Raw genomic sequence first — 23,607 nt, forward strand, 5'->3', positions numbered from 1 at the left:
ACAAAGTACAAAGTTTGTTCCATGACAGTTTAAAAAATATTTTATTTAACATAAAGAAAGGTGTGTATTAGGATGAGAAGTGATTCAGTAACAAAAGGCATGCAACAGGCACCTCATAGATCCCTGTTTAACGCATTAGGGTTAACGAAGGAAGAAATGGAAAGACCACTAGTCGGTATTGTAAGTTCTTATAATGAAATTGTACCAGGTCATATGAATTTAGATAAAATAGTTGAAGCAGTTAAATTAGGCGTCGCAATGGCAGGAGGAACTCCGATTGTGTTCCCTGCAATCGCGGTATGTGATGGTATTTCCATGGGTCATGTGGGAATGAAATACTCTTTAGTAACTAGAGATTTAATTGCAGATTCCACAGAAGCTATGGCGATGGCTCATGCATTTGACGCTTTAGTTATGGTACCAAACTGTGATAAAAACGTGCCAGGTCTATTAATGGCAGCAGCAAGAGTGAACATACCTACTATTTTTGTTAGTGGTGGTCCAATGTTAGCTGGTAGGGTACAAGGTAAGAAAACAAGCTTATCAAGTATGTTTGAAGCCGTTGGAAGTTACGCTGCAGGTAAAATGTCAGCAGAAGAAGTGGAAGAGTTTGAAAATAAAGCGTGTCCAACTTGCGGTTCTTGTTCTGGTATGTACACTGCAAATAGTATGAACTGTTTAACAGAAGCTCTTGGTATGGGACTTCGTGGTAATGGAACGATACCAGCTGTATATTCTGAAAGAATTAAACTTGCAAAACATGCAGGAATGCAAATAATGGAGCTATTAAAGAGAGATATTCGTCCAAGAGATATTATGACAGAAAAAGCATTTATGAATGCTTTAACAGTAGATATGGCACTTGGATGCTCCACCAATAGTATGTTACATTTACCAGCGATTGCTCATGAAGCAGGGGTTGAATTAAATGTAGATATCGCTAATGAAATTAGTGCAAAAACTCCAAATCTTTGCCACCTTGCACCAGCAGGTCCAACTTATATGGAAGATTTAAATGAAGCAGGTGGAGTTTATGCAGTATTAAATGAACTTGATAAAAAAGGTTTATTATATACTGACTTAATTACAGTGACAGGAAAAACAATCGCAGAGAATATTCAGGGTTGTTATAATAAAAATCCTGAAGTTATTCGTCCAATTGAAAATCCATACAGCGAGACTGGTGGAATTGCAGTATTAAAGGGTAATTTAGCACCGGATTCTTGCGTTGTTAAACGTTCTGCAGTAGCACCTGAAATGATGGTACATGAAGGACCAGCAAGAGTATTTGATTGTGAAGAAGATGCTATTGAAGCAATTAAAGGTGGAAAGATCGTTGCTGGAGATGTTGTTGTAATTCGCTATGAAGGACCAAAAGGTGGCCCAGGTATGAGAGAAATGTTAAACCCAACTTCAGCAATCGCTGGTATGGGACTTGGATCATCCGTTGCTTTAATTACTGACGGTAGATTTTCAGGAGCTTCTAGAGGGGCATCCATTGGGCATGTATCACCAGAAGCTGCCGTTGGTGGTAATATAGCGCTTGTGGAAGAAGGAGATATTATTAAGATTAATATTCCGAATAACACAATCGACTTTGTAGTTTCTGACGAAGAACTAGAAAGAAGAAGAGCAAACTGGAAACCAAGACAGCCTAAGATTACGACTGGATACTTAGCGCGTTATGCTTCTATGGTTACCTCTGGAAATCGAGGAGCAATTCTTGAAATAAAATAAAATCAGTATGAAATAGTTCATAAGCATATATTATTTCATATTCTATTTTAAATATAGAAAATTGAAAGCACAAAATGCTTTGTTTAAAAATATGAAATATACGAAAATAAAACAATGAAAGAGGTGTAATATGTTATTAACTGGTTCCCAAATCTTAGTTGAATGTTTAAAAGAACAAGGCGTTGATACCATCTTCGGCTATCCTGGAGGTCAGGTACTAAACATATATGATGAACTTTATAGACATCAAGATGAAATAAGACATATTTTAACTTCCCATGAGCAAGGGGCTTCTCATGCAGCGGATGGATATGCTAGAGCCACTGGAAAAGTTGGCGTATGTTTAGCTACTTCAGGTCCAGGAGCTACGAACTTAGTAACTGGTATTGCAACTGCATACATGGATTCTGTTCCATTAATTGCGATTACAGGAAATGTTCCAGTACCACTACTTGGTAAAGATAGCTTTCAAGAAGTTGATATAGCTGGTATTACAATGCCGATTACAAAACATAACTTCATTGTTAAAGATATTGAAAAATTAGCAGACACCATTAGAAAAGCCTTTCGTATTGCAAAGACAGGCAGACCTGGTCCAGTACTTATTGATATAACCAAAGATGTTACTGCTGCAAAATACGAATATACACCGGTTACTATTGAAGAGATTGATAATAGTAAATGTACGATTAACGAAGAAGAAATTGAAAATGCTTTAAATATGATTCGTGAATCGAAAAAACCAATGATATTTGTTGGTGGTGGGGCGATTATTTCGGATGCAAGTGAGGAATTACGTGTCTTTGCAGATAAAATTGATGCACCAGTTACAGATACACTTATGGGAAAAGGTGCATTTAATGGAGAGCATGAACGTTATACTGGTATGCTTGGTATGCATGGAACAAAAACTTCAAATTTTAGCGTAACTAAGTGTGACTTATTAATCACAGTAGGTTCTAGATTTAACGACCGTGTTACTGGAAATGCGAAAAAGTTTGCAAGTAATGCTAAGATTCTACAAATCGATATTGATCCAGTAGAAATCAATAAAAATGTTATTGTTTCCAAAAAAGTCATTGGTGATGTTAAAACGATATTACATATTTTAAATGAGCGTTTGGAACAACAATCTCATGAAACTTGGATGAAACAAGTTTATGAGAGCAAGAGATTATTCCCACTAGGATATCATGACGATACATTAACTGGTCCATATATTATTGAAAAAATTGATGAAATCGCTGGTGAAAATGCAATTATAACTACAGAAGTTGGGCAGCATCAGATGTGGGCAGCACAGTTTTTTAAATACAAAAATCCAAGAACGTTTATTACTTCTGGTGGATTAGGAACAATGGGATATGGGCTTGGAGCTTGCATCGGTGCCAAAGTCGGAATGCCAGAAAAGACTGTCATTAATATCGCAGGAGATGGATGCTTCCGTATGAATATGAATGAAATTGCTACTGCAACAAGATATAATATTCCAATCATACAAGTGGTATTTAATAACCACGTTCTTGGAATGGTTCGTCAATGGCAAACTTTATTTTATGGCAAACGTTATTCACATACAGTTTTGAATGATAAAGTTGATTTCGTTAAATTATCAGAAGCTATGGGAGCAAAGGCATTTAGGATTACAAAGAAAGAAGAAGTAGAAGATGTTTTAAGAGAAGCAATTGCCTTAAACGAGCCGGTTGTTATCGAATGTGTAATTGATCCAGATGACAAGGTATGGCCAATGGTTGCACCAGGTGCTGCAATAGCAGATGTATTCTCAGAGGAAGATATTGATAATTAATGCTATGGTGATTCATAGAATAATTAATCTTTTTATGAAAACTGGTTCTTATTATGATTGGTCATTGAATCCATTGATTAAAAATAAAATAAATGTTTAAACTTCAGAAGATGAGAGATTTTGTAAATACTCATCTTCTTTATATTTGAAAAATATGTTGTTTAAAAAGCGTATCACCAAATAGTATACATGAAAAATAGCATAGATATTAATCATCAATATCTTAAAGTGCATTGATTAAAATAAATAACTTATTAAATTTATTAGAAAAAATTATAAATAAAAGTGATATTTACTTGTGGTATTCATTGACTTTAATATCTTGTATTGCTAAAATTGTTATGGACTTGCTGTGAGACAATTTCTTACAGAAACTCTAATGAATAAAATAAATCATATACGTATTATAGGAGGAGTTGCATGGAAAAGTTTTTCAAATTAAAAGAAAACGGTACCAATGTACGTACCGAAATTGTTGCTGGATTGACAACATTTTTTGCTATGGCATACATAATTATTGTTAATCCTAACACTTTAGAGGGTTCAGGAATGCCATGGGGTGCAGTATTTTTAGCAACAATTATCGCTTCTATTATCGGTACATTAATAATGGGACTTGTGGCAAACGTACCATATGCACAAGCACCTGGTATGGGATTGAATGCGTTCTTTGTATATACTGTAGTTATGGGTCTTAAATTTACTTGGCAAGAAGCATTAGCCATGGTATTTATCTGTGGTTTGGTAAATATATTTATTACGGTAACAAAATTACGTAAGCTTATTATTAAAGCAATTCCTGAAAGTTTACAAAATGCAATCGGTGGAGGTATTGGTATCTTTGTTGCATACATTGGTATCGTTAACTCTGGATTGGTTAATTTTGATGCGGGAGTACCATCCATTGCTACATTTAACAATGCAGCAGTAATTTTAACTGTAATTGGTATTATTTTAGCAGTTGTTTTATTAATTTGTAATGTAAAAGGTGCTGTATTTATCAGTATCGTTGTAACAGCACTTATTGGAATTCCTTTTGGTGTTACTAAAATGGATGATACAATGAGTTTCGTAGAAGCATTTAAACAGTTACCTACAACATTCGGCGCTGCATTTGGTGATCCTGGTATCATCAGTTTGTTTAGTGATCCTAGCAGACTTCCAATTGTTATAATGACAATCTTTGCATTTAGTTTATCTGATACATTTGATACAATTGGTACATTTATTGGAACTGGACGTAAAACAGGAATCTTCTCTGCTGAGGATGAAGAAGCACTTGAAAAAGGTAATGGTTTCAAATCTAAGATGGACAAAGCGTTATTTGCAGATGCAACAGCAACATCCATTGGTGCTATTTTTGGTACTTCCAATACAACAACTTATGTAGAGAGTGCTGCAGGTATTGGAGCAGGTGGACGTACTGGTTTAACTAGTGTTGTAGTTGCGATTCTTTTCGCAATAAGTGCATTCTTTGCACCTGTAATTCAGGCAATTCCTTATGCGGCAACTGCACCAGCCTTAATTATCGTAGGTGTTATGATGCTTTCTGCATTTAAGGAAATTGAATGGGATAACTTAGAAGAAGCAGTACCAGCATTTTTCGCAGGTATCTTTATGGCATTATGTTATAACATTTCTTATGGTATCGCAGCTGGTTTTATCTTCTTTATCATCGTAAAACTATGCAAAAAGAAAGCAAAAGAAATTAATCCAGTGCTTTGGGTTGTAACAGCACTTTTCATTATTAATTTTATTATTTCAGCAAATCTATAATTGTATTTATAGATTAGAGAATAGGTAACAATAAAACCACTGCTTAATCATATTTTGCGTATGATTAGGCAGTGGTTTTATTTAATGGAAATAAAATCTTAAATGTTTTATCCAGAATATGTTTGAATGTTAAATTATAGAGTGACATGCGAAGAGAAATTTACTTTCTTTTTAGCTTTAATATAACATAAGTATATAATTTCAATATTTGTTTATGAAGCAATAGCAATATTCCTACTACAAATATGGTTTTTGTGAGAAAAATAAAATTCTCCAAGCCATGTGTCCAAATGAAGTTTTCTAAACCTACTTTCCATTGTTCTGTCACAGAGTTAAAAAATACAATTGGCGCTGGATATATTTTCGATAAAAGCCACACAACAAAATAACTTATCAATGAAAGTAATAAACAACTAATACCACCAAGATAAACATATTTTTCTCTGTTACTCTTAGTAGTTGTTGTAGGTGTTTCCTTTATATTATTTTCTTTATCTTTCAATAAGTAATCTAAGGATGTATCAAATAAATCACTTATCTTAATAAGATTTTCAGTGTCTGGTAAGGAACTGTTTAACTCCCACTTTGATATTGCTTGCCTTGATACATTTAATTGTGAAGCAAGCTGTTCTTGTGACATACCATTTTGTTTTCTCAATAATTGAAGTTTCTCTCCAAAAGTCATAAGACCACCTCCTGTTTTTTCGACTTAATTCTAACATTCAGTGTAGTTGCATTCCACCAAATAGACTTTGAACTTTCGCAACTTATAGTTGCAGTTGAGATAAGTATAGTATATGCAATAAATAAAGGCATATCAACTTTATATTTTATAGATAGCTTTATTATTTGTATATTTTATTTACATTATAGAAAACTAATTTTTATAGTTAAAAAGGATCCTATATTTTATGGAATAAAAGGAGATTATTTATTATGGATAAAAAGGAAACTATTTGCTATGAATAAAAAGATAAAATTTTAAAGATAAAAGATAATAGATATTAGATATTAGATAAAAGATGAAAATATAAAAAGATGAAAATATAAAAAGATGAAAAGATGAAAAGATGAGAAGACTGGAAAAGATAAAAAAGATAAATTTGAATAATTCACTCCATAGTTCGAGACAATAACCAAAAGAGGTTTTAATGCTACGAAATAACAGTATTTGCCTATGAACAATGTAAACGCTTACATTGTTTAGTCAAAAAACTATATTTGAATAATGCCCAAATTTACTGTATTCAAAGTAACTTTTAATGGTTAATAGACTGAAATTTTTTTTAGTGTTGTATAAAATTTGGGTATCTGATAGAATATTAATGTAAGCGCTATCATACAGTGCTAAATATATTATTATTATATTGCACTAAATTTTGGTGTAATAGGTTTCAACTATAAGGAGGAAACAATAGAATGAGAGGAAATGTTATTGTTGGACAATCTGGGGGACCAACAGCAGTAATCAATTCAAGCCTAGCTGGAGTATTTAAAACAGCAAAAGACAGAGGGGCAAAGAAAATTTATGGTATGCGTCATGGGATAAAAGGTTTTTTAGACGGCCAATATGTAGATTTATCGGAGCATATTAAAAATGGATTAGATATTGAATTGTTAAAGAGAACACCATCATCCTATCTTGGATCCTGTAGATATAAATTACCTGACTTAGATCAAGGAAAAGATATCTATGAGAATATTTTCGCACGTTTAAACGAACTAGAAATTGAATATTTCTTTTATATCGGTGGAAATGATTCCATGGATACAATTAAAAAGTTAAGTGATTATGCAAAGACTATAAAGAGTGATATTAAATTCATTGGAGTACCAAAAACAATTGATAATGACTTAGCAGTTACAGATCATACACCAGGCTTTGGTAGTGCTGCAAAGTATATTGGTACTATAACAAAAGAAGTCATTCGCGATGGATTAGTATATGACGTAGAATGTGTTACTATTTTAGAAATCATGGGAAGAAATGCAGGTTGGTTAACAGGAGCAGCTGCTCTTGCAAAAGGAGAAGACTGTGAAGGTCCTGATATGATTTGCCTTCCTGAGGTAACTTTTGATATAGATAAATTTATACAACAAGTAAAAGATATTCAGAAGAAGAAAAAATCAGTAGTGATTGCAGTTTCTGAAGGTATTAAATTAGCAGACGGTCGTTATGTTTGTGAACTATCCGATAATATTGATTCAGTAGATGCATTTGGGCATAAATCATTATCTGGAACGGCTAAATTCCTTGCAAATACAGTTGCGAAAGAACTTGGATGTAAGACTCGTGCAATTGAATTTTCAACATTGCAACGCTGTGCCTCCCATATTAGCTCAAGAGTTGATATTACAGAAGCTTTTCAAGTAGGTGGAGCTGCTGTTAAGGCTGCTTTTGAAGGTGAAACTGGAAAGATGATTATTTTAAAACGTGTTTCCGATGATCCATATCAATGTACAACAGATATCTCTGATATCAATCAGGTTGCTAACATTGAAAAGAAGGTTCCAGAATCTTGGATTACAAAAGACGGTACATATGTATCGGATGAATTTATTAGTTATGTAAAACCATTGATTCAAGCAGAATTAGCACCTATGATGGTAGAAGGCATACCTGCTCATTTATATTTTCAAGGAAATATTTTATAAAGTATAAAAATTAATAGAATGATGAATGCTCTATTTACGGAGAATTCGTATTTAGAAATAGCGAGAGATGTTTATACATGGAACGATATTTTTGAAACGATAATTGCGTAAATAGAGCATTTTTTATTGAAATGAAAAATTGTATAAATGAACATTTTTTCATTTCAATAAAAATCTCTTTTCAAAACATGAGATATATGTTATTATAATATATGGTTTTAAATACTACGTTATACGACAACGTAAAACGATATAATATAGATATAATCACAATAAAAATGATTACAGGAGGGATTATTATGTCATATAAAATTGTCGGTGATAGTTGCACCGATTTACCAATAGAATTAAAAAATGATGCAAATATTCAATTAGTTCCTTTATCAATGCAAGTAGATGATGAGATTTTCGTAGATGATAGTACATTTAATCAACTTGAGTTTTTAAGAAAAATGGCTGCAAGTAAAGAATGTCCAAAATCTTCTTGCCCATCTCCTGAAAGCTATATGAATGCATTTGAAGGTGCAGATGATATTTATGTTATTACATTATCTTCAAAACTTAGTGGATCTTATAATAGTGCTGAATTAGCTAAAAAACTATATTTAGAGGAACATCCTAATAAAAATATAGAAATTATTGATTCAAAATCAGCATCTGCGGGCCAGACTGTCCTTGTTTATAAGTTAAAAGAGTTATTAGAAAAAGGAACTAGTTTTAAGGAAACGGTAGAGCAAGTGTATGCATTTCGCGATACAATGCATACAAAGTTTGTACTTGAATCCTTAGATAATCTTCGTAAGAATGGACGTTTAAGTAATCTTACAGCGGTAATTTGCAGTGCATTAAACATTAAGCCAATTATGGGCGATGACGACGGTGAGATTATTAAATTAGATCAAGCACGTGGTGTTGAGAGAGCATTACTTAAAATGATTAAATACGTTGAAGAAGATGTAAAAGATGCAAAAAACAGAATTCTTGGGATTTCTCATTGTAATAACTATGAACGTGCGTTATTTGTGAAAGAAGAGATTTTAAAACGTATACCGTTTGCTAAATGTTTTATTGCAGATACTAGTGGTATTGCAAGTTTATATGCTAATGATGGTGGAATTGTAATTAGCTATTAATTTTATTGAGCTGTTTATTGTAGAGTTTTAATGTATATGATAGAATAGAATTATTAAAGTGAATAGAGCGAGGAATAATTTTTTAGATTATCTTCGATTATATTCACTTTAATTATAAACAACATTCCGTATAGGAAAGGAGCTAGGATAGTGAAAGATTTTGTAATTACTACAGACTCAAACTCGGATTTACCACTGTCTTATATTAAGGAAAAAGGGATTGGGATTATTTCTCATTACTATGACCTAGAGGGGGTTACTTACGGCGAAGATAATTTATTATCTGCAAAAGAGTTCTACGATAAAATGCGTCAAGGATTAATGCCTACAACAATGGCAAGTAATCCAGCAGTCATACGTGAAGTATTCCAAAATTATGTAGATCAAGGCCTTGATGTGTTACATATCAGTTTTTCATCGGAACTTAGCGGTGGATATAGTAACGTATCAGTAGGTGCTGCAGAAATTTGTGAGGAAAATCCAGGCGCAAAAATCGTTGTGATTGATACACTAAATGCTTCTTTAGGAGAAGGAATGGTTATTATGAAAGCCATTCAAATGAAAGAAGAAGGAAAAAGCATAGACGAAATCGTTTCATGGATAGAAGAGCATAAACTTGAGTTCTGTGTTCAATTTACAGTTGATGACTTATTCCACTTACATAGAGGCGGCCGTGTTTCTAAGGCAACAGCAATTGTAGGAACGATGATCAATGTAAAACCAATACTTTATGTAAATAATGAAGGCGCTTTAGTATCATTATCTAATTGTAGAGGTAGAAAAAAATCACTTATTACATTAGTAGATAATATGATTGCTCGTATGGGTAAATACAAAGACGGTAATGATGTAATCTGTGTCGTTCATGGTGATGCGAAAGAAGACGCTGATTTCGTTGTTAACTTAATCAAAGAAAAGTTAAACCGTGATAATATTCTTGTAAATACCATAAGTCCAAGTATAGGAGCGCATTCTGGTCCAGGAGCACTTGGTATCTGCTTTATGGGCGAGAATCGATAAAGACTTTTTGATTATTAGAAATTGCGGACGTATAAAGTTAGTAATTAATATGTAATTAATAAAAGGCTGTCAAAGAATAGATATTATATGTTTATTAATGTTCTTCTGATTTTTATGAAAAACCAGAAGATATTGCATATAGGAATCTATTTAATGACAGCCTTTTCTTGTTCTACGAAAGCAATATAGTAAATCAAGTAGTACTTGAGTTTACAATTTCAAGTGCTGGTTTAGTTTAATTTTTAATTGTTATTACCTAATAAAACTATTATATTTTTATTGGATTGCATATTATAAAATAGGTAAAAGTATAGTGAATTTGATGTTTTATTTCGTGTTTGAAGAAAATTAATTGGCAAAATATACTTGACAATTAAAAAAATAAGGAGCATAATATTTTAGCGACATAGCTTATGTTTTCGATTAGATTATCGAGGCGTAGCTCAGTTTGGTAGAGCGCTGCGTTCGGGACGCAGAGGCCGCAAGTTCGAATCTTGTCGCCTCGATGAGTGCATTTTTAAAGGTGTACAAATCAAGTAATATGCTGAAATAGCTCAGTCGGTAGAGCACTTCACTCGTAATGAAGGGGTCGTCGGTTCGAATCCGATTTTCAGCTTTATAAAAAAGGTAGTAAAATCAATAGTTATAGCGATTTTATGAAAAATAAAAACACTCTGAAAAGAGTGCTTTTTTCGTCTTTGACTACTGTTTGACTACTATTTAATTAAAAAACTACTACAAGATAATAAAAGAAGCCCCATGATAGTATGAGACTTCTAAAGTATTTAACTTAGTTTTGTGCTTTTTTTAATCAGTCTATCTTCCAATGAATTAGCAGCCTTTTCATCTGTTTCTTTTAAGGCATGAGCGTATATATTCATTGTAGTACTTGTCTGTGCATGGCCAAGTCTTGCAGAAACAGTTCGAATGTCAATGTTGTCTGCTATTAATAGCGTTGCTGACGTATGACGTAATCCATGTAAAGGTATCTCTGGTAATTTTTCGGAATCATTGTTAACTGTTTTATTATATTTGTTAATAATATCCTTGAAAGTATGGTACGGTGTAGATGGATGCATTTGTTTTCCGTTCCATTGTGTGAACAAGTAGTTACCATTTATCCATTGATCACCTAAGGAAAGGCGGTATTCCATTTGTTCAAGCTTATGCTGTTTAATTAATTCTATTACCGATTTAGGTAGCTTTATAGTTCTATTTGAAGTTAAATTTTTTGGGTCCTTTGTAATAACTTTACCATTTGCATACGCAGTACTCTTGTTTATCTGAATTTTATTATTGTTGAAATCTATATCATCCCAAGTTAAGGCAAGGATTTCTCCTTTTCTTAGTCCACCAAAAATTGCTATATTATAAAAAACTTTGAATTGTGTAGGTATGCTCCTACTTTCGGTATACTCTGGAACTTTGTATTTTTTGCCTGTATCATCTATTCTAGTATGAGCCTTATAAGTAGTCACATAGTCTATATTAAGGGCATTTAGGAACGTTTCAGCTTGTTCTAGGGTGAAGTGTTTTATATTTTGTTCTTTGCTGCTTTGTTTGGGTGGGGATACTCTGTCGCAAGGATTTGATTCTATAATTTGCCATTGAACTGCTGTTGATAGGATACTGCTTAATATAGCATGTATTTTTTTAATTGAACTATAGCTATAACCTCCAGACTTACCATCAGATCGTACACCATCTTCCAGAAGATTATTATAAAAACTTTGCAAGTGCAAAGGCTTAAGATTGTTTAATTTAATATGTCCAAGAGCAGGGATAATCTTCGTGTCGAGTTGATGCTGATAATGATCGATAGTGGTTTCTTCTAATTGTGTCAGAGCGTATTCTTTCATCCATTGTTCAATAAATTCTTTTAGTGTAATCTTTTCACCCTTTAAAACCTTACCATTCTTTACTCTCTGCTCAAATTCAAACACGAATGTTTCCAGAGCCTTTTGCTGTTGCTTAGGTGTCATAGTTATATCAGGTGTATAGGTTGTGGTTTCTAATATCTTCTTACCAGATACATCATAACCATTAGATACTGTTATTTGATATGAGTTCCCTCTTTTTCTGATAGATGCCATTATATACTTCCTTTCATAATAGAACACCTGTTTTTAGGTGCAATTTAATAAAGGTCGTGGTATAATACACTTGTTTGAAGGGTGTACTATTTAACCTTAGGGTTAGTAGTGTCATTTTTATAGTAGCTCTAGTGTTGGTAGCACTAGGGCTGTTTTTATTTGTCAAAGGGTATTTCGCTATCTTTAGATCCTGGCAAGTCCTTCCAATTGCATGGTTGTATCGTTTTATTGTACTTTGTTAATGTTTTTTCTATCCAAAGTTTATAAACTTCTTCATCAATTACATTGCTATAATATAGATCTTTCATTTTTATCCATTCCGAAAAAAAGTCTTTCATTACATCGTCTTCAAATCCTATTCCAGTGGCATCCAATATCGGATTAATCTCTTCGCTTATAACATGAGTGGTAATCGAATCTGCTATTTTTATTATAGTTCTGATAATATCTGAATACATACGAAAAGTATCACCAGGATCCATAATATCACTCATCCCACATAGCCAGTCAATAGATACGGTATAACGTTCAGCAATATCAGCTAATACTGATAGTGATGGTTTTTTAATACCATTTTCATATGATGATAATGTTGCAGTAGTTATATGTACTGCATCTGCAAAATCCTTTTGTGTAATTCCTATTTTAGTCCGTAATTCTTTGATTCTCTGACTAAATAATTCTAATCCCATTAGTACAACCTCCTTTAGATGTTTATATTCTAACACTGATATAACAAAATATCAACAAAATATTATAAAAGCTAATAAAAGCAAAATAATATACACTTAAGTATTGACAACATATACTTATGTGTATATAATTAGCCATAGGATAAGTTGTAAAGGAGGTTATAAATTGAGAATAGAAAAGTCAAAATTACTAATTGCTATGGCTAATTCATGCATGAATCCAAAAAATTTATGTGATTCAGCAAATATATCTTATCAAACATATCAGCGAATGTTAAAGCACAATGCAAAGCCCGCTACAATAGGTAAAATAGCAAGAGTCTTAAATGTTGACGTAACAGAGTTGATTGAGGATTAATTATAGCTTTATAAACGTTTACTGATCAGTCTGACTAAGTAAAAGTAATCTTATTTATTGGAAGATCTAAAAGTTACAAAGAATATAAGAAAGGAGAATAGAACATGACGAATGAAGAGTTTAAACAAATGATGATTAATCTTCTAACTAGTGAAGAAAACAGGCTAGGAGTTGGAAGTCAAGAGTTTATCAATCGGCATAATGAGATTATAAACGCTTGTGAGAGTGCACAAGCTTCCAAGAAATCACAAGTAAGAATGAGGACGGTTAAAGCTACAGTAGAATACTTTAAGCAAGAGGATCCTGAAACACCAGTGAATGAGTATATGCTCAGAAGGTTAATTAAACAAAAGAAGATATCTGTTGTTCATGCTGGTAATAAGGTTTTGATTAATTTAGATAAGTTTATTGATTACTTGAACAATGATGTTAGAGAAGAGCAAGTAGAAACAGTACAAGCGTATGGCAAATTAAGAAAGGTAATGGAGTGAATATAGTACATATTGTAAGTAGGTGATAAATTGGGAAAAGGTTGGATAGCTTTAGATAGGAAGATACAAGATCATTGGATATGGTCTAAAGAAAAGCCATTCGATGTGAGAAGTGCTTGGTTTGATTTATTGCTCGCTGCTAATTATAAGGATAATAAATTTCCTCTAGGAAGTGAAATGGTAAATGTAAAAAGAGGTAGTTTTATTACATCTGAACGTAAGCTAGGAGAAAAGTGGGGGTGGTCAAATACTCGTGTAAGAAATTTTTTAAAACTGTTAGAAAGTGATGGAATGATTGTAAAAAAAACGGATAGCAAAAAAAGCACTATAACGATAGTAAATTACAGTGTTTATCAAGATGTGGAAAGCAGTAAAAAATCAGAAGAACAGCAAGAAGAAAGCAGTGAAGCATCACAAGAAAAGCAGTCGAAAAGCAGTCGAGCATCACAAGAGCATACAAACAACAAAGATATAACAAAGGATAACAAAGAATTAACAATAGATATCAAAGAGGAAGAGGGGGAAATTCAAGACTTACCATTTTATGAAAGTACCATAAATGATTATCAGCGTGTCGCTGATATGTATAACGAAATATGCATTTCGTTTCCACGTGTAACGAAACTATCTGATGCACGTAAGAAAGCTATTAGGGCAAGACTAAAAGTTTATAGCTTGGCTGATTTTCAAAATCTATTTGAAATGGCAGAGAGTAGTAAATTTTTAAAAGGTTCCAATGATCGTAATTGGAGTGCTAATTTTGACTGGTTAATTAAAGACGTTAATATGCTTAAGGTTCTAGAAGGCAATTATAAAGATAAATTGGGCATAACAACTTTAAAATCTGTTAACAAAGGACAACAGATACAAGATGAATTTGTAAGGAATATGGAGGCGGTAATGAATGAGTATACAGGAATTCGGTAATATTGTGGCGTATTTAAAGACAGCATATCCAAATAGCAATTTTCTACCTACGCAGGAAGCAATCAAGACATGGTATGGAGAATTAAAGGATTTAGATTATAAGGCTTGTTGTATTGCTATGAAAGGATATGTGAGAAATAATGAATACCCACCATCAATAGCAGCAATCATAAAAGCTTGTAGCAAAGAGAACCAGGTACAAGTAATTCCATGGGACCAGGCATGGGAAAAGGTCATACATTCAGTTAGAAAATATGGTTCATATGGAGCTAGGGAAGCCATGGAAGAATTAGATGATACCACCAAACGAGCAGTAAAAGCCATTGGAGGTTTTAGAGAAATCTGCACTACAAACAATTTAAATTCATTAAGAAGAGAATTCAAGGAGTCGTATGCAGTATTTAAAGCAGAAATAGATTATGGAACTAACGCTAATCCAAATATCGCAGGGATTGAGGACAGGGTGGTGAAGAATTAGTGGACCATTGTCATGAGCTTATAAAATGGCGTGTAGAAGGTGTGGGGGTTAATAATTATAATGCTAGGAAAGCTTCTAGAGATGAAGTGCTTGAAAGAAGAGCAGCAATGAGAAAATTACTCATAGGAACACAATTTAATAACAGTAGCAATGAGCAATTAGATTGTATGAGGATTGAATATACCCCATATGGATACATAGTTGAGGATAGTAATGGAAATGAAACTGTAATTAGATATAAAAGAACTCTTGATGATGCGGCAACATCAACAAGAGCATGTAACTCGACAACCCATCAGTAAAGCCGAGATTCTATGCTTATCATAGCATAGATTAGTCTCCGGTGCAAGTAGAAGGAGAATATATAGATGGATTTACAAGAAAATATTAGACTTCTTTTTTGTCTAAATGAAAAAGGAGAAGTTAAAGCCAATGAGATTCTAAAAGATTTATTGCAGAATCCAGATTATATAAAAATATCATTTGAGCAATTGACACAAGAACTTAAAGAAGAAGCGGAACAGCGTGATATTGTGTATAAAGAACAGCTAGAAAAAGATAGAAAAGAAAAAGAGTTAAGAGAAAAGGCATTGCAAGAAGAGAGAAAACAGTTAGAAGAGCGGTATGCTAATGACTGGTTTATGATTAGACAACAGGGTTTTACAGAAGATAAATATAACGTTATAGAAGCAATATTTAAGTTAAGCAATGGTTCATTTATAGGACGTTTAAATATCTTTAATCTAGGTGTAATTGAAGGTAAAAGGGCAGAGAGGGCTAGAAGAAAGAAGGCAACGGTATGAGTATAGTCAAGTTTATTATGAACCTAAATTGAAATTACGTAGCCAATTTAATTCAAGGTTAGCAATAAAATAATTTATTACTTCAATTAAATTAAAGCAAAAGTATTGATAACAAGTGAAAGTGAGGAAAGTAGCTACTGGTTAACGCATTGCAGTAACTACAAGGCGATAATGTATTGTGTTATTCAAACAATAGAACGAAAGAAACTACCAAGAAAGGGATATTCGAAAGAATTAATAGCAGTATACTATGAAATGTCTTTTCATGGACAAGATATGAGTTATTGGAGTTATCGCTATAGTTATGATAATTACTTTGAACGGAATATTAGAAAGGCCTATAAGATTTCAATTCATCATAGTTATAGGGAAAATGGAAAAGTTAAGAAAAAACAATTTGTATTAACTACTGTAGGTTATTATGATATTGCAGATAACTATTTTTGCTTATATGAAGATTGTGATAGAAAAATAAAAGCAGTAGCAGAGGAATTAAATGTGTCTACGGAATACATATATGAGCTAGTTGAACAGAAGATTGGGCCATTGGTAAGTCAGATTGAAGAAGAGTTCAAACAGACGGAAGAATATAAGACACATGAAGAACATGAGAGAATTCTTAAGTTGTACAGAGAGGAAAAGAGTAAATTTAATTGTAAGTATGATTTAAGTAGTGATAGTAACGAATATGATAGATGTTATGATGTATTTGGGACATTGCGTAATTCAGAAGCGTTAGAACAAATTAAGAGAGAATACAAATTCAGAAAAGAGTATGAAGAAAGAAATCGTAGTTATCAGCAAGGGTATTACAGTAACTACAACAATAATTCAAGTAGTTACTGTAGTTCAAGTCAAGGTAACTACAATGAAGTAGATAAAACGTATCTGAAGGAGTTCTATAAGATTTTATCAAGAAAGTTTCATCCAGATAGTAATCCTGATAAAGATACATCGGAACAAATGAAACTAGTCAACCGTTTAAAAGATCAGTGGAATATATAGATTGCAGAAAGGAGGTAATTTATGAGTGTAAATATTAAAGTATCTTATGAGACAGAGCAGGAATTAAAGACGATTCTTTCACTCTTGGATCCAGTGGTTATAAAGTGGAGTAAGCATCAAAAGCAAGGTCGATACAATCGTGTATATATTAAAGCAAGAATTAAAGAGGTATAAAACAATACTGAAAGAATAATAAAAAATTATAATTGAATGCTTAAACAAGGATTCATCAATTTTAGGATTCGTGTGATTTATGGAATATTTCCGTATGAATAAGATAATAATTTATCATAATGCCCCTTATCGATAGGAAAAGTTAAGAGAACGTATAATTTATTATTAAAAATATTGGTAAATGTTGATGTGTTTACGTGATAGTTATGGACTCTGTTTATAAGCGAACGAAATAAGCGAACGTTCGCAAAACTCATGAAATGTTTTGTGATAAACATAGTATGAGATATTCGAATAACTAGTTAATTATTATATAAGTATGTGGAATAACGTGGAGAAGAAATATACTAAGAATTACAGCTGTCTAGGTATAATAATGTTGAGAAATGTTAAGGTATATTTTTTTAGTACAAGGTTGGTTGAAGTAACTTGTGATTTAATTGTGAGTTACAAAACAAACGAACGAAACAAAATGCTACAGTTTCAATACAAACGATTCAAACACGATTAGTCGGAAAGATAGTCTAATAAGTTAGTTTATCAATTATTACGATGCGAACGTTCCATGAAAGTATTGTTGCAACGTTCCGAATATTTTATGGAGCGATGCGAACGTTTTATGGAAAATCTTTAAGGATATAAACGAGAACCTTACAAAACCTTACTTTTAGATTATAAGAATAGTGCAATAAATTGTTAAGTCTAATAAAATAATTATTGATTGCTATTGCTCTATGTGTTATAATGCAGGTATAACAAATAAAGATTAAGTACCCCAATGCTTTAAGGCAGTGGAAGTCTTATTGTAAGACGTGGGAATGACATTTCATCAATTGATGACTCGTTGTTCTTGCGTCTTTTTTTATTTCATCCTTTTCTGTTTTCCATAGATAAATGCTCTAAGTTACTGGGTAGAGCTGAAAAGGTCCAATTTAGTAAAACAGTGAAGGGATAACTACTAATAAATTTTAGGAAATAGGAGACAGGAAAGTTATGAGCAAGAAATCAGAATTAATTCAGGTATTCAAAGAGTTTAAGGACAGGTACAACACTGTTCAGGAGAAGGTTACAGAGGTACAAAAGAGCGACGCTTACACCGACATAGGGAGAGAGCGAACTATTGGAAAAATTATGGAAGAGTTCAAACCAATAATTCAACTTTATCATGATAAGGCTATTACAATCATTGATAGTGGTTTAGCTGCTTTACTGGAAAAGTGGAAAGCAAATAGTACTGGTAGGTTAGCTGATACAGGATATCAGATTGGATTAGGTAACGTTATCAAGATAATTGAATCTGGGGCTATACATGATCGAGAAGATATGCAGAATATTATTGATATTTATAAAGAGGATTTCAATGCTATGGCTGCAATTAGGAACATACTTTCAAAAAGTCCACAGAACTTAGAGTTTCTAGGACTTATTCCGCTTGATAACAGGGAATATAATAAAAAGCTCCTGGGAGACTTAAAGAATAATGTAGAATTACAAATGAATCATGGAATGACAGTATCAGGTATAAATACCGTATATACATTTTTAGGGACTAGTTCAACATCTATGTCCATGGATAGTATGGCCGATTTTGTTAATACAAGATTTGCAGATGATCTGTCACTTATTCAATAAATAATAACCCCATATGCTCTTAACCGGGTGTATGGGGCTTTTTAGATTCTGAGAAATGCAAGTTTATTAAGATATAGTTGTTAGTAAATGTTAGTATTTTTTATTATGAATCTAATAGTAGAGGTATATAGATTAATGCTTTAATTTCATAATGAGGTGAGAGAATGTCTAATGAGGAACTTGTAGAACTAATACAAAATGAAATTAATGTTAGTGAAAATATGGAACAGCTTTATTTACAGAATAAAGGAATGATTTATAAGATTGCTCGAAGATATTCCAATTACGTTGACATGGAAGATCTAATGCAAGAGGGATACATAGGATTGTATGAAGCTGTCAAACGATATGAAAGTGATAAGGAAGTTAAATTTATTACTTATGCAGGGTTTTGGTTACAACGTGCTATGGAGAAATGTATAGAACATCAAGGAGGTGTGGTGAGAGCACCAAGAGATTTAAGACAAATGATCACTAAGTATAAAAAAGTAGTAGATGCTTTTGAAAAGCAAGCAGGAAGAGAACCATCTGACAATGAGTTATGTTCTTGCCTTGGAATTAGCCAAATGAGCCTCAATAATGTGAAATGGTATATTTCATGCTTTAGTAACTTAGACAGCCTAGAAGAGGTGATAGCGGATACAGAGGGGCTATCACTTGGTGATGCAATACCGAGTAACCATGATGTAGAAAATGAAGTCATATATAGGATTGTAGGTAAAGATTTAAATGATGTATGGAATGTTGTATATAACAATATCAGTGAAGAAGAAAATGAGGTCATTAGTCTTAGATATCGTAATAATATGACGTTGCAGGCGATTGGAGATAAGTTAGGAGTTACTCGAGAAAGAGTCCGACAAATTGAAAATAAATGCTTAAGAAAACTTAGAGTACCAAGAGTGAGAAGATTATTACAGGATAATTATGACTTAGTTGAAAGTATGGCCTACCGTGGTAGTGTACGTAGTTTTAACTATACATGGACCAGTTCAACGGAAAGAGCTGCATTGAAACTAATAGAAAAAGGCTGAAAGAAGCTGTATAAGTCTAAACATAGAAATCCCATAGCATCCCTCAGCGATTAGGGAATTTTATATAGTTATGATTTTCTTATTTAAATTAAATATCTAAGTATACACATTTAGTAAGGTAAAAAGTATGTAGTTTCTTTTTTTGGTTAATAACAATAATATAAAAATTAGAGAATTATGGAGGCTGTATTGGAAGAGCGAAGAGTAATAAGCATAACAGAATTAGTAAAGCTTGGGTGGAAAAGAGATACGCTTTTACAAATTGCTAGAAGTAAAAACTCACCAGCTTTTAAAACACCGGGTGGTGGAAAATGGTTATTTGATCTAAAGAAATTTGATAAGTATGTAGAAGAAAGGCTGTATTTAAAAAGGTAATATTAAGAAAACATAAGTGGCAATCCTCGATTTCAATGTTGGACCTGATAAAGCCTGAATAAATCTAATATTGAGTAATGAAAGGTGTTTTACTATGTAGGGATGTTTTATCTATAATAATTTAATATCCCTCTTTGCTGATATTTAAATTAATTTAATAATATGTAGAAAGTATATATTATTTACCAATTAATATAAATTTATAAGAATTGGACGAAGTCTGCATGACAGTATTTTTAGACGGTAGCTGATTTCCTTTAGTTAGTTTCTTTTAGTAAAGTTAAATTTAACGAAGTAAAATTATTTAATTAAATGTACAACTTTGCAATAAGGAATGAACAATGAATAAGTTTAGTTTGCTTTTAGTTACTTCGCTAAATATTTATTTACTTAATGATATGTGTTGACAATGTATGTTTGCTATGCTAAAATCTAATTACAAATAAAGAATATTTATCGATTATATTAGGTTAGTCCTATTATAATAAATGTTGGGGAGCTTGGTGGTAATCCCGGCTAAATAAAAACCATAGAAAGTTGAAGCGTTTGGCGGTGTGCTTGGCTAAAAAAAACCGTAGAAAGTTAAGTAGAAAGGAATGTCGTAAGATATTCCTTTTATTTATTATTGGAGAAACAAGAGATGGATGTAGTTTTTATCAAAGAACAATTCTTTATGATGAATGAAAATTTAGAAGAAATGTTAGATCCAAGAGATATAGTAAAGCAAACATTAAGGCAATATTTGTTTTTAAATGTTAAGTACAGAGATAATAATATTTTGATTCCTTTAAGAAGTGATATACCTAAAAATAATTTAAAAATTTGTTATCCAGTACCGAGTAGGACAAGACCAAATGCAGGTTTAGATTATAGAAAGATGTTAATTATTAATGATGATGAATACATAGAGAAGCCTGAGGAGCAAAGATTAGCTAATTCCCAGTTAAAGATCATTACTGATAATTATGAGACTATAAAAAGTGCTGCAATTAAATATGTGAATGGTTATATAAAGGCTGCGAAAAAAAATAGGGAAAGAAAGGATTATGATTATAAATTTTCAACCCTACATAATTTTCATGAAGAACTTGGTATTAACAGTGCTGTAAAAGAAGTTGCACCAACAAAGGAAATGATAGATAATGATTAAGCATCTAGAAACTAGGTGCTTTTATTAAATTTCATGCATAACTACGAAGATAAGATAAAATAGAATAAATAGTACGTTGAGATAGAATCAAGAAAAATTACACAAAATTTTTGACTACTATTTGACTACTGTTTCTACAAAATAGTAGTCAAAACAGCTATAAGATACATAAGAATACATAATAAGAAATGCAGTGAAATCAATAGTTTTATTAAATAACAATATTTTATAAAACGAAAATCTTCTAACTCGTAATGAAGGGGTCGTCGGTTCGAATCCGATTTTCAGCTTTCTTATAACATCAAGAAAAACCGCTAGAATCATGTGATATGATCCTCCTTAAGTAGACAAGGTAAATAACCAAAATCTACTTAAGGAGGATTTTTCATGTCCAGAAAAGCTAAATACTCCCCTGAAACTAAAGCGAGTGCTTGTGAAGATTATTTATCTGGAAATTTATCAATGCGAGAAATTTGTGCAAAATATGATATTCCTTTTAACGAAAAGAAAAGGAATTGTTCTGTTCATAAATGGTTACATTTTTATAACTATTCAGGTATTGAGGTGTTTCAAAATCCAATAGGGAATAAAGCTTATACAAAAGAGTTTAAAACTGAAATGGTCGAACGATATCTGCGTGGAGAAGGATCTTTAGAAGAACTTGCAGCTAAATATAATATTTTGTCTGATTCGACACTAAAACAGTGGATTATGAAGTATAATGCCAATAGAGAACTTAAGGATTACGATCCGAAACGGGAGGTCTATATGGCAGAGGCAAGGCGAAAAACAACTATTCAGGAACGCAAAGAAATCGTTACATACTGCATTGAACACAATCGTGATTATAAGGACACAGCAGCACTTTACGATGTTTCTTACAGTCAGGTGTATTCCTGGGTGAAAAAATATGATGCCACAGGTGAAGAAGGTCTTACTGACAAACGTGGTCGACATAAGACAGATGATGAAGTTGATGAATTAGAACGATTACGAAGAGAGAATCTTCGGCTAAAGCGTCAGCTTGAAGAAAAAGATATGGTGGTAGAACTGTTAAAAAAAGTGAAAGAATTCGAAGGGATGTGAGACTCGGAAAGCAACGCCATGAATCAAAGTATCTTGTTATTGAATACTTCCATACGAACAAGGGTTGGAGTGTCAACTGGATGTGTGCACAGCTTGGAATCGCCAGAGCTGCGTTCTACAAATGGAAACATAGAATTGTACCAGAACAAGAAAAAACTAATATCGAAATCGCAGAATTAATCAAAGAGTATGATGAAAGATTTTCTCATATCTTAGGGTACCGAAGAATGACGGATTGGATCAATCATTTCAATCATACTCATTATTCAAGGAAACAAATTCATCGTATTATGAAAAAACTTGGAATCCATTCTGTTATTCGTAAAAAGAAGAAAAAATACAATTCTTCCAAGCCAGAAGAAACAGCAGAAAATAAGTTAGCAAGAGACTTTTATGCAACAGAGCCTAATCAAAAGTGGGCTACTGATGTAACGGAGTTTAAGATTCCTGAAACCAATAAGAAACTATATCTTAGTGCGATCATAGATCTCTATGATCGTTATCCTGTTGCATTTGTTATAAGCGGCAGAAACAACAATCAACTGGTATTCAAAACCTTTGATAAAGCAATTGATGCTAATTCAACTGCAAAGCCTATTTTTCATAGCGACCGAGGCTTTCAGTATACAAATAAGGTGTTCCAGAGAAAACTTCAAGATAGCGAAATGATTCAATCAATGTCCAGAGTTGGCCATTGTATTGATAATGGACCAACGGAAGGTTTTTGGGGAATCATTAAATCAGAAATGTATCAAATGTACGAGATAACAGATGAGTTATCATTACGTCATGCAATCAAAGATTATATCCGATTCTATCGAGATGAGCGACCTCAAAGCAGATATGATTGTAAAACACCTGCTGAGGTAAGGGCTGAAGCGTTAGCTTCCGCAACTCCAACAACATATCCGATTGCAAAGAATAAAAGAATTGAGAAATATAAATCAAAGTGGTGCGCATAAAAAATCAGCCATACGAAAATCGTATGACTGATTTATGAGCATTACTTTAGATATTTGGCCTGTCTACTTGACAGGGAGCATATCAATGTTAAATACTGGATTCTAGCGGTTTTGTTTATATGCTTAAGCTGGTTGTAATTGGATTAAATGTGGACGGTCAGTATACGGTCAACACGATTTTTTTCGTACTTAGACGGTCACGTCTAGTGGAAAATACAA

At 32.6% G+C, this 23,607-nt stretch carries 24 protein-coding genes and 2 tRNA genes; 22 read left to right on the forward strand and 4 right to left on the reverse strand.

Annotated elements, in window-relative coordinates:
- Nucleotides 1–72 precede the first annotated feature (72 nt).
- From ilvD to BN4220_RS09605, 3 genes are all read left to right on the forward strand, one after another.
- Complete coding sequence (gene ilvD / locus BN4220_RS09595; RefSeq protein WP_066715688.1) at nt 73–1,737, forward strand: dihydroxy-acid dehydratase; 1,665 nt, start codon at nt 73–75, stop codon at nt 1,735–1,737.
- A 130-nt stretch (nt 1,738–1,867) separates the two neighbouring features.
- On the forward strand, nt 1,868–3,544 hold the full coding sequence (gene ilvB / locus BN4220_RS09600; protein WP_066715689.1) for a biosynthetic-type acetolactate synthase large subunit: 1,677 nt from the start codon (nt 1,868–1,870) through the stop codon (nt 3,542–3,544).
- Between the two features lie 420 nt (nt 3,545–3,964).
- Complete coding sequence (locus BN4220_RS09605) at nt 3,965–5,320, forward strand: NCS2 family permease (RefSeq protein ID WP_066715690.1); 1,356 nt, start codon at nt 3,965–3,967, stop codon at nt 5,318–5,320.
- Between the two features lie 160 nt (nt 5,321–5,480).
- On the opposite strand, the gene BN4220_RS19800 is transcribed toward BN4220_RS09605, so the two are convergent.
- Nucleotides 5,481–6,005: a helix-turn-helix domain-containing protein gene (locus BN4220_RS19800; RefSeq protein ID WP_082812252.1), complete on the reverse strand. Its 525-nt coding sequence runs from the start codon at nt 6,003–6,005 to the stop codon at nt 5,481–5,483.
- A gap of 734 nt (nt 6,006–6,739) precedes the next feature.
- Between BN4220_RS19800 and BN4220_RS09615 the strand changes: the two genes are divergently transcribed.
- From BN4220_RS09615 to BN4220_RS09635, 5 genes are all read left to right on the forward strand, one after another.
- Nucleotides 6,740–7,975, forward strand: a complete 1,236-nt coding sequence (locus BN4220_RS09615; protein ID WP_066715691.1) for a 6-phosphofructokinase — start codon at nt 6,740–6,742, stop codon at nt 7,973–7,975.
- A 299-nt stretch (nt 7,976–8,274) separates the two neighbouring features.
- Nucleotides 8,275–9,108: a DegV family protein gene (locus tag BN4220_RS09620; RefSeq protein ID WP_066715692.1), complete on the forward strand. Its 834-nt coding sequence runs from the start codon at nt 8,275–8,277 to the stop codon at nt 9,106–9,108.
- Nucleotides 9,109–9,258: 150 nt separating this feature from the next.
- Nucleotides 9,259–10,128, forward strand: coding sequence for a DegV family protein (locus tag BN4220_RS09625; protein ID WP_066715693.1), 870 nt, complete (start codon nt 9,259–9,261; stop codon nt 10,126–10,128).
- A gap of 432 nt (nt 10,129–10,560) precedes the next feature.
- Nucleotides 10,561–10,634 (forward strand) — tRNA-Pro (locus tag BN4220_RS09630).
- A 37-nt stretch (nt 10,635–10,671) separates the two neighbouring features.
- Nucleotides 10,672–10,744, forward strand: a tRNA-Thr gene (locus tag BN4220_RS09635).
- Between the two features lie 169 nt (nt 10,745–10,913).
- On the opposite strand, the gene BN4220_RS09640 is transcribed toward BN4220_RS09635, so the two are convergent.
- Both BN4220_RS09640 and BN4220_RS09645 read right to left on the reverse strand, forming a co-directional pair.
- Nucleotides 10,914–12,221, reverse strand: a complete 1,308-nt coding sequence (locus BN4220_RS09640) for a tyrosine-type recombinase/integrase (protein WP_066715694.1) — start codon at nt 12,219–12,221, stop codon at nt 10,914–10,916.
- A 155-nt stretch (nt 12,222–12,376) separates the two neighbouring features.
- Nucleotides 12,377–12,913 carry a helix-turn-helix domain-containing protein gene (locus BN4220_RS09645; RefSeq protein ID WP_066715695.1) on the reverse strand — a complete coding sequence of 179 codons (537 nt, stop codon included), beginning with the start codon at nt 12,911–12,913 and terminating at the stop codon, nt 12,377–12,379.
- A 166-nt stretch (nt 12,914–13,079) separates the two neighbouring features.
- On the opposite strand from BN4220_RS09645, the gene BN4220_RS09650 reads away from it, so the two are divergent.
- The 12 genes from BN4220_RS09650 to BN4220_RS09700 all read left to right on the forward strand — a co-directional run bounded on the left by BN4220_RS09650 (nt 13,080) and on the right by BN4220_RS09700 (nt 21,340).
- The gene (locus BN4220_RS09650; RefSeq protein ID WP_066715696.1) at nt 13,080–13,271 is read left to right on the forward strand and encodes a helix-turn-helix domain-containing protein; all 192 of its coding nucleotides are present in this window, start codon (nt 13,080–13,082) and stop codon (nt 13,269–13,271) included.
- A 104-nt stretch (nt 13,272–13,375) separates the two neighbouring features.
- Nucleotides 13,376–13,762: a hypothetical protein gene (locus tag BN4220_RS20485; RefSeq protein WP_242867775.1), complete on the forward strand. Its 387-nt coding sequence runs from the start codon at nt 13,376–13,378 to the stop codon at nt 13,760–13,762.
- Between the two features lie 30 nt (nt 13,763–13,792).
- Nucleotides 13,793–14,689 (forward strand): hypothetical protein, encoded by an 897-nt coding sequence (locus BN4220_RS09660; protein WP_066715697.1) that lies wholly within the window; start codon nt 13,793–13,795, stop codon nt 14,687–14,689.
- On the forward strand, nt 14,667–15,167 hold the full coding sequence (locus tag BN4220_RS09665; protein WP_066715698.1) for a replicative helicase loader/inhibitor: 501 nt from the start codon (nt 14,667–14,669) through the stop codon (nt 15,165–15,167). The genes BN4220_RS09660 and BN4220_RS09665 overlap by 23 nt, the downstream gene beginning before the upstream one ends.
- Complete coding sequence (locus BN4220_RS09670) at nt 15,167–15,469, forward strand: hypothetical protein (protein ID WP_066715699.1); 303 nt, start codon at nt 15,167–15,169, stop codon at nt 15,467–15,469. Before BN4220_RS09665 ends, BN4220_RS09670 begins: the two co-directional genes overlap by 1 nt.
- Nucleotides 15,470–15,535: 66 nt before the next feature.
- A complete protein-coding gene (locus BN4220_RS09675; protein WP_066715700.1) occupies nt 15,536–15,970 on the forward strand; it encodes a hypothetical protein in 435 nt (144 codons plus the stop codon).
- Nucleotides 15,971–16,141: 171 nt separating this feature from the next.
- Nucleotides 16,142–16,975 carry a hypothetical protein gene (locus BN4220_RS09680; RefSeq protein ID WP_066715701.1) on the forward strand — a complete coding sequence of 278 codons (834 nt, stop codon included), beginning with the start codon at nt 16,142–16,144 and terminating at the stop codon, nt 16,973–16,975.
- A gap of 21 nt (nt 16,976–16,996) precedes the next feature.
- Nucleotides 16,997–17,149, forward strand: coding sequence for a hypothetical protein (locus tag BN4220_RS20060; protein WP_156476415.1), 153 nt, complete (start codon nt 16,997–16,999; stop codon nt 17,147–17,149).
- A gap of 993 nt (nt 17,150–18,142) precedes the next feature.
- Nucleotides 18,143–18,781 carry a hypothetical protein gene (locus BN4220_RS09685; protein ID WP_066715702.1) on the forward strand — a complete coding sequence of 213 codons (639 nt, stop codon included), beginning with the start codon at nt 18,143–18,145 and terminating at the stop codon, nt 18,779–18,781.
- A 164-nt stretch (nt 18,782–18,945) separates the two neighbouring features.
- Complete coding sequence (locus tag BN4220_RS09690) at nt 18,946–19,815, forward strand: sigma-70 family RNA polymerase sigma factor (protein WP_066715703.1); 870 nt, start codon at nt 18,946–18,948, stop codon at nt 19,813–19,815.
- A gap of 189 nt (nt 19,816–20,004) precedes the next feature.
- The gene (locus BN4220_RS09695) at nt 20,005–20,190 is read left to right on the forward strand and encodes a hypothetical protein (protein WP_066715704.1); all 186 of its coding nucleotides are present in this window, start codon (nt 20,005–20,007) and stop codon (nt 20,188–20,190) included.
- Nucleotides 20,191–20,830: 640 nt separating this feature from the next.
- Entirely contained in the window at nt 20,831–21,340 is a 510-nt protein-coding gene (locus BN4220_RS09700) for a type III toxin-antitoxin system TenpIN family toxin (protein ID WP_066715705.1), read from the forward strand.
- 117 nt (nt 21,341–21,457) lie between these two features.
- Here the strand turns inward: BN4220_RS09700 and BN4220_RS09705 are convergent, their stop codons facing one another.
- On the reverse strand, nt 21,458–21,664 hold the full coding sequence (locus tag BN4220_RS09705; RefSeq protein ID WP_066715706.1) for a hypothetical protein: 207 nt from the start codon (nt 21,662–21,664) through the stop codon (nt 21,458–21,460).
- A 63-nt stretch (nt 21,665–21,727) separates the two neighbouring features.
- Here BN4220_RS09705 and BN4220_RS09710 point away from each other — a divergent pair, with 63 nt between their 5' ends.
- Both BN4220_RS09710 and BN4220_RS09715 read left to right on the forward strand, forming a co-directional pair.
- A complete protein-coding gene (locus BN4220_RS09710; protein ID WP_066712009.1) occupies nt 21,728–22,426 on the forward strand; it encodes a helix-turn-helix domain-containing protein in 699 nt (232 codons plus the stop codon).
- Nucleotides 22,423–23,388: an IS3 family transposase gene (locus BN4220_RS09715; protein ID WP_066712010.1), complete on the forward strand. Its 966-nt coding sequence runs from the start codon at nt 22,423–22,425 to the stop codon at nt 23,386–23,388. The genes BN4220_RS09710 and BN4220_RS09715 overlap by 4 nt, the downstream gene beginning before the upstream one ends.
- Nucleotides 23,389–23,607 lie beyond the last annotated feature (219 nt).

Origin of the sequence: Clostridium sp. Marseille-P299 (assembly GCF_900078195.1) — a bacterium.
Taxonomy (GTDB): Bacteria; Bacillota; Clostridia; order Lachnospirales; family Lachnospiraceae; genus Lachnoclostridium.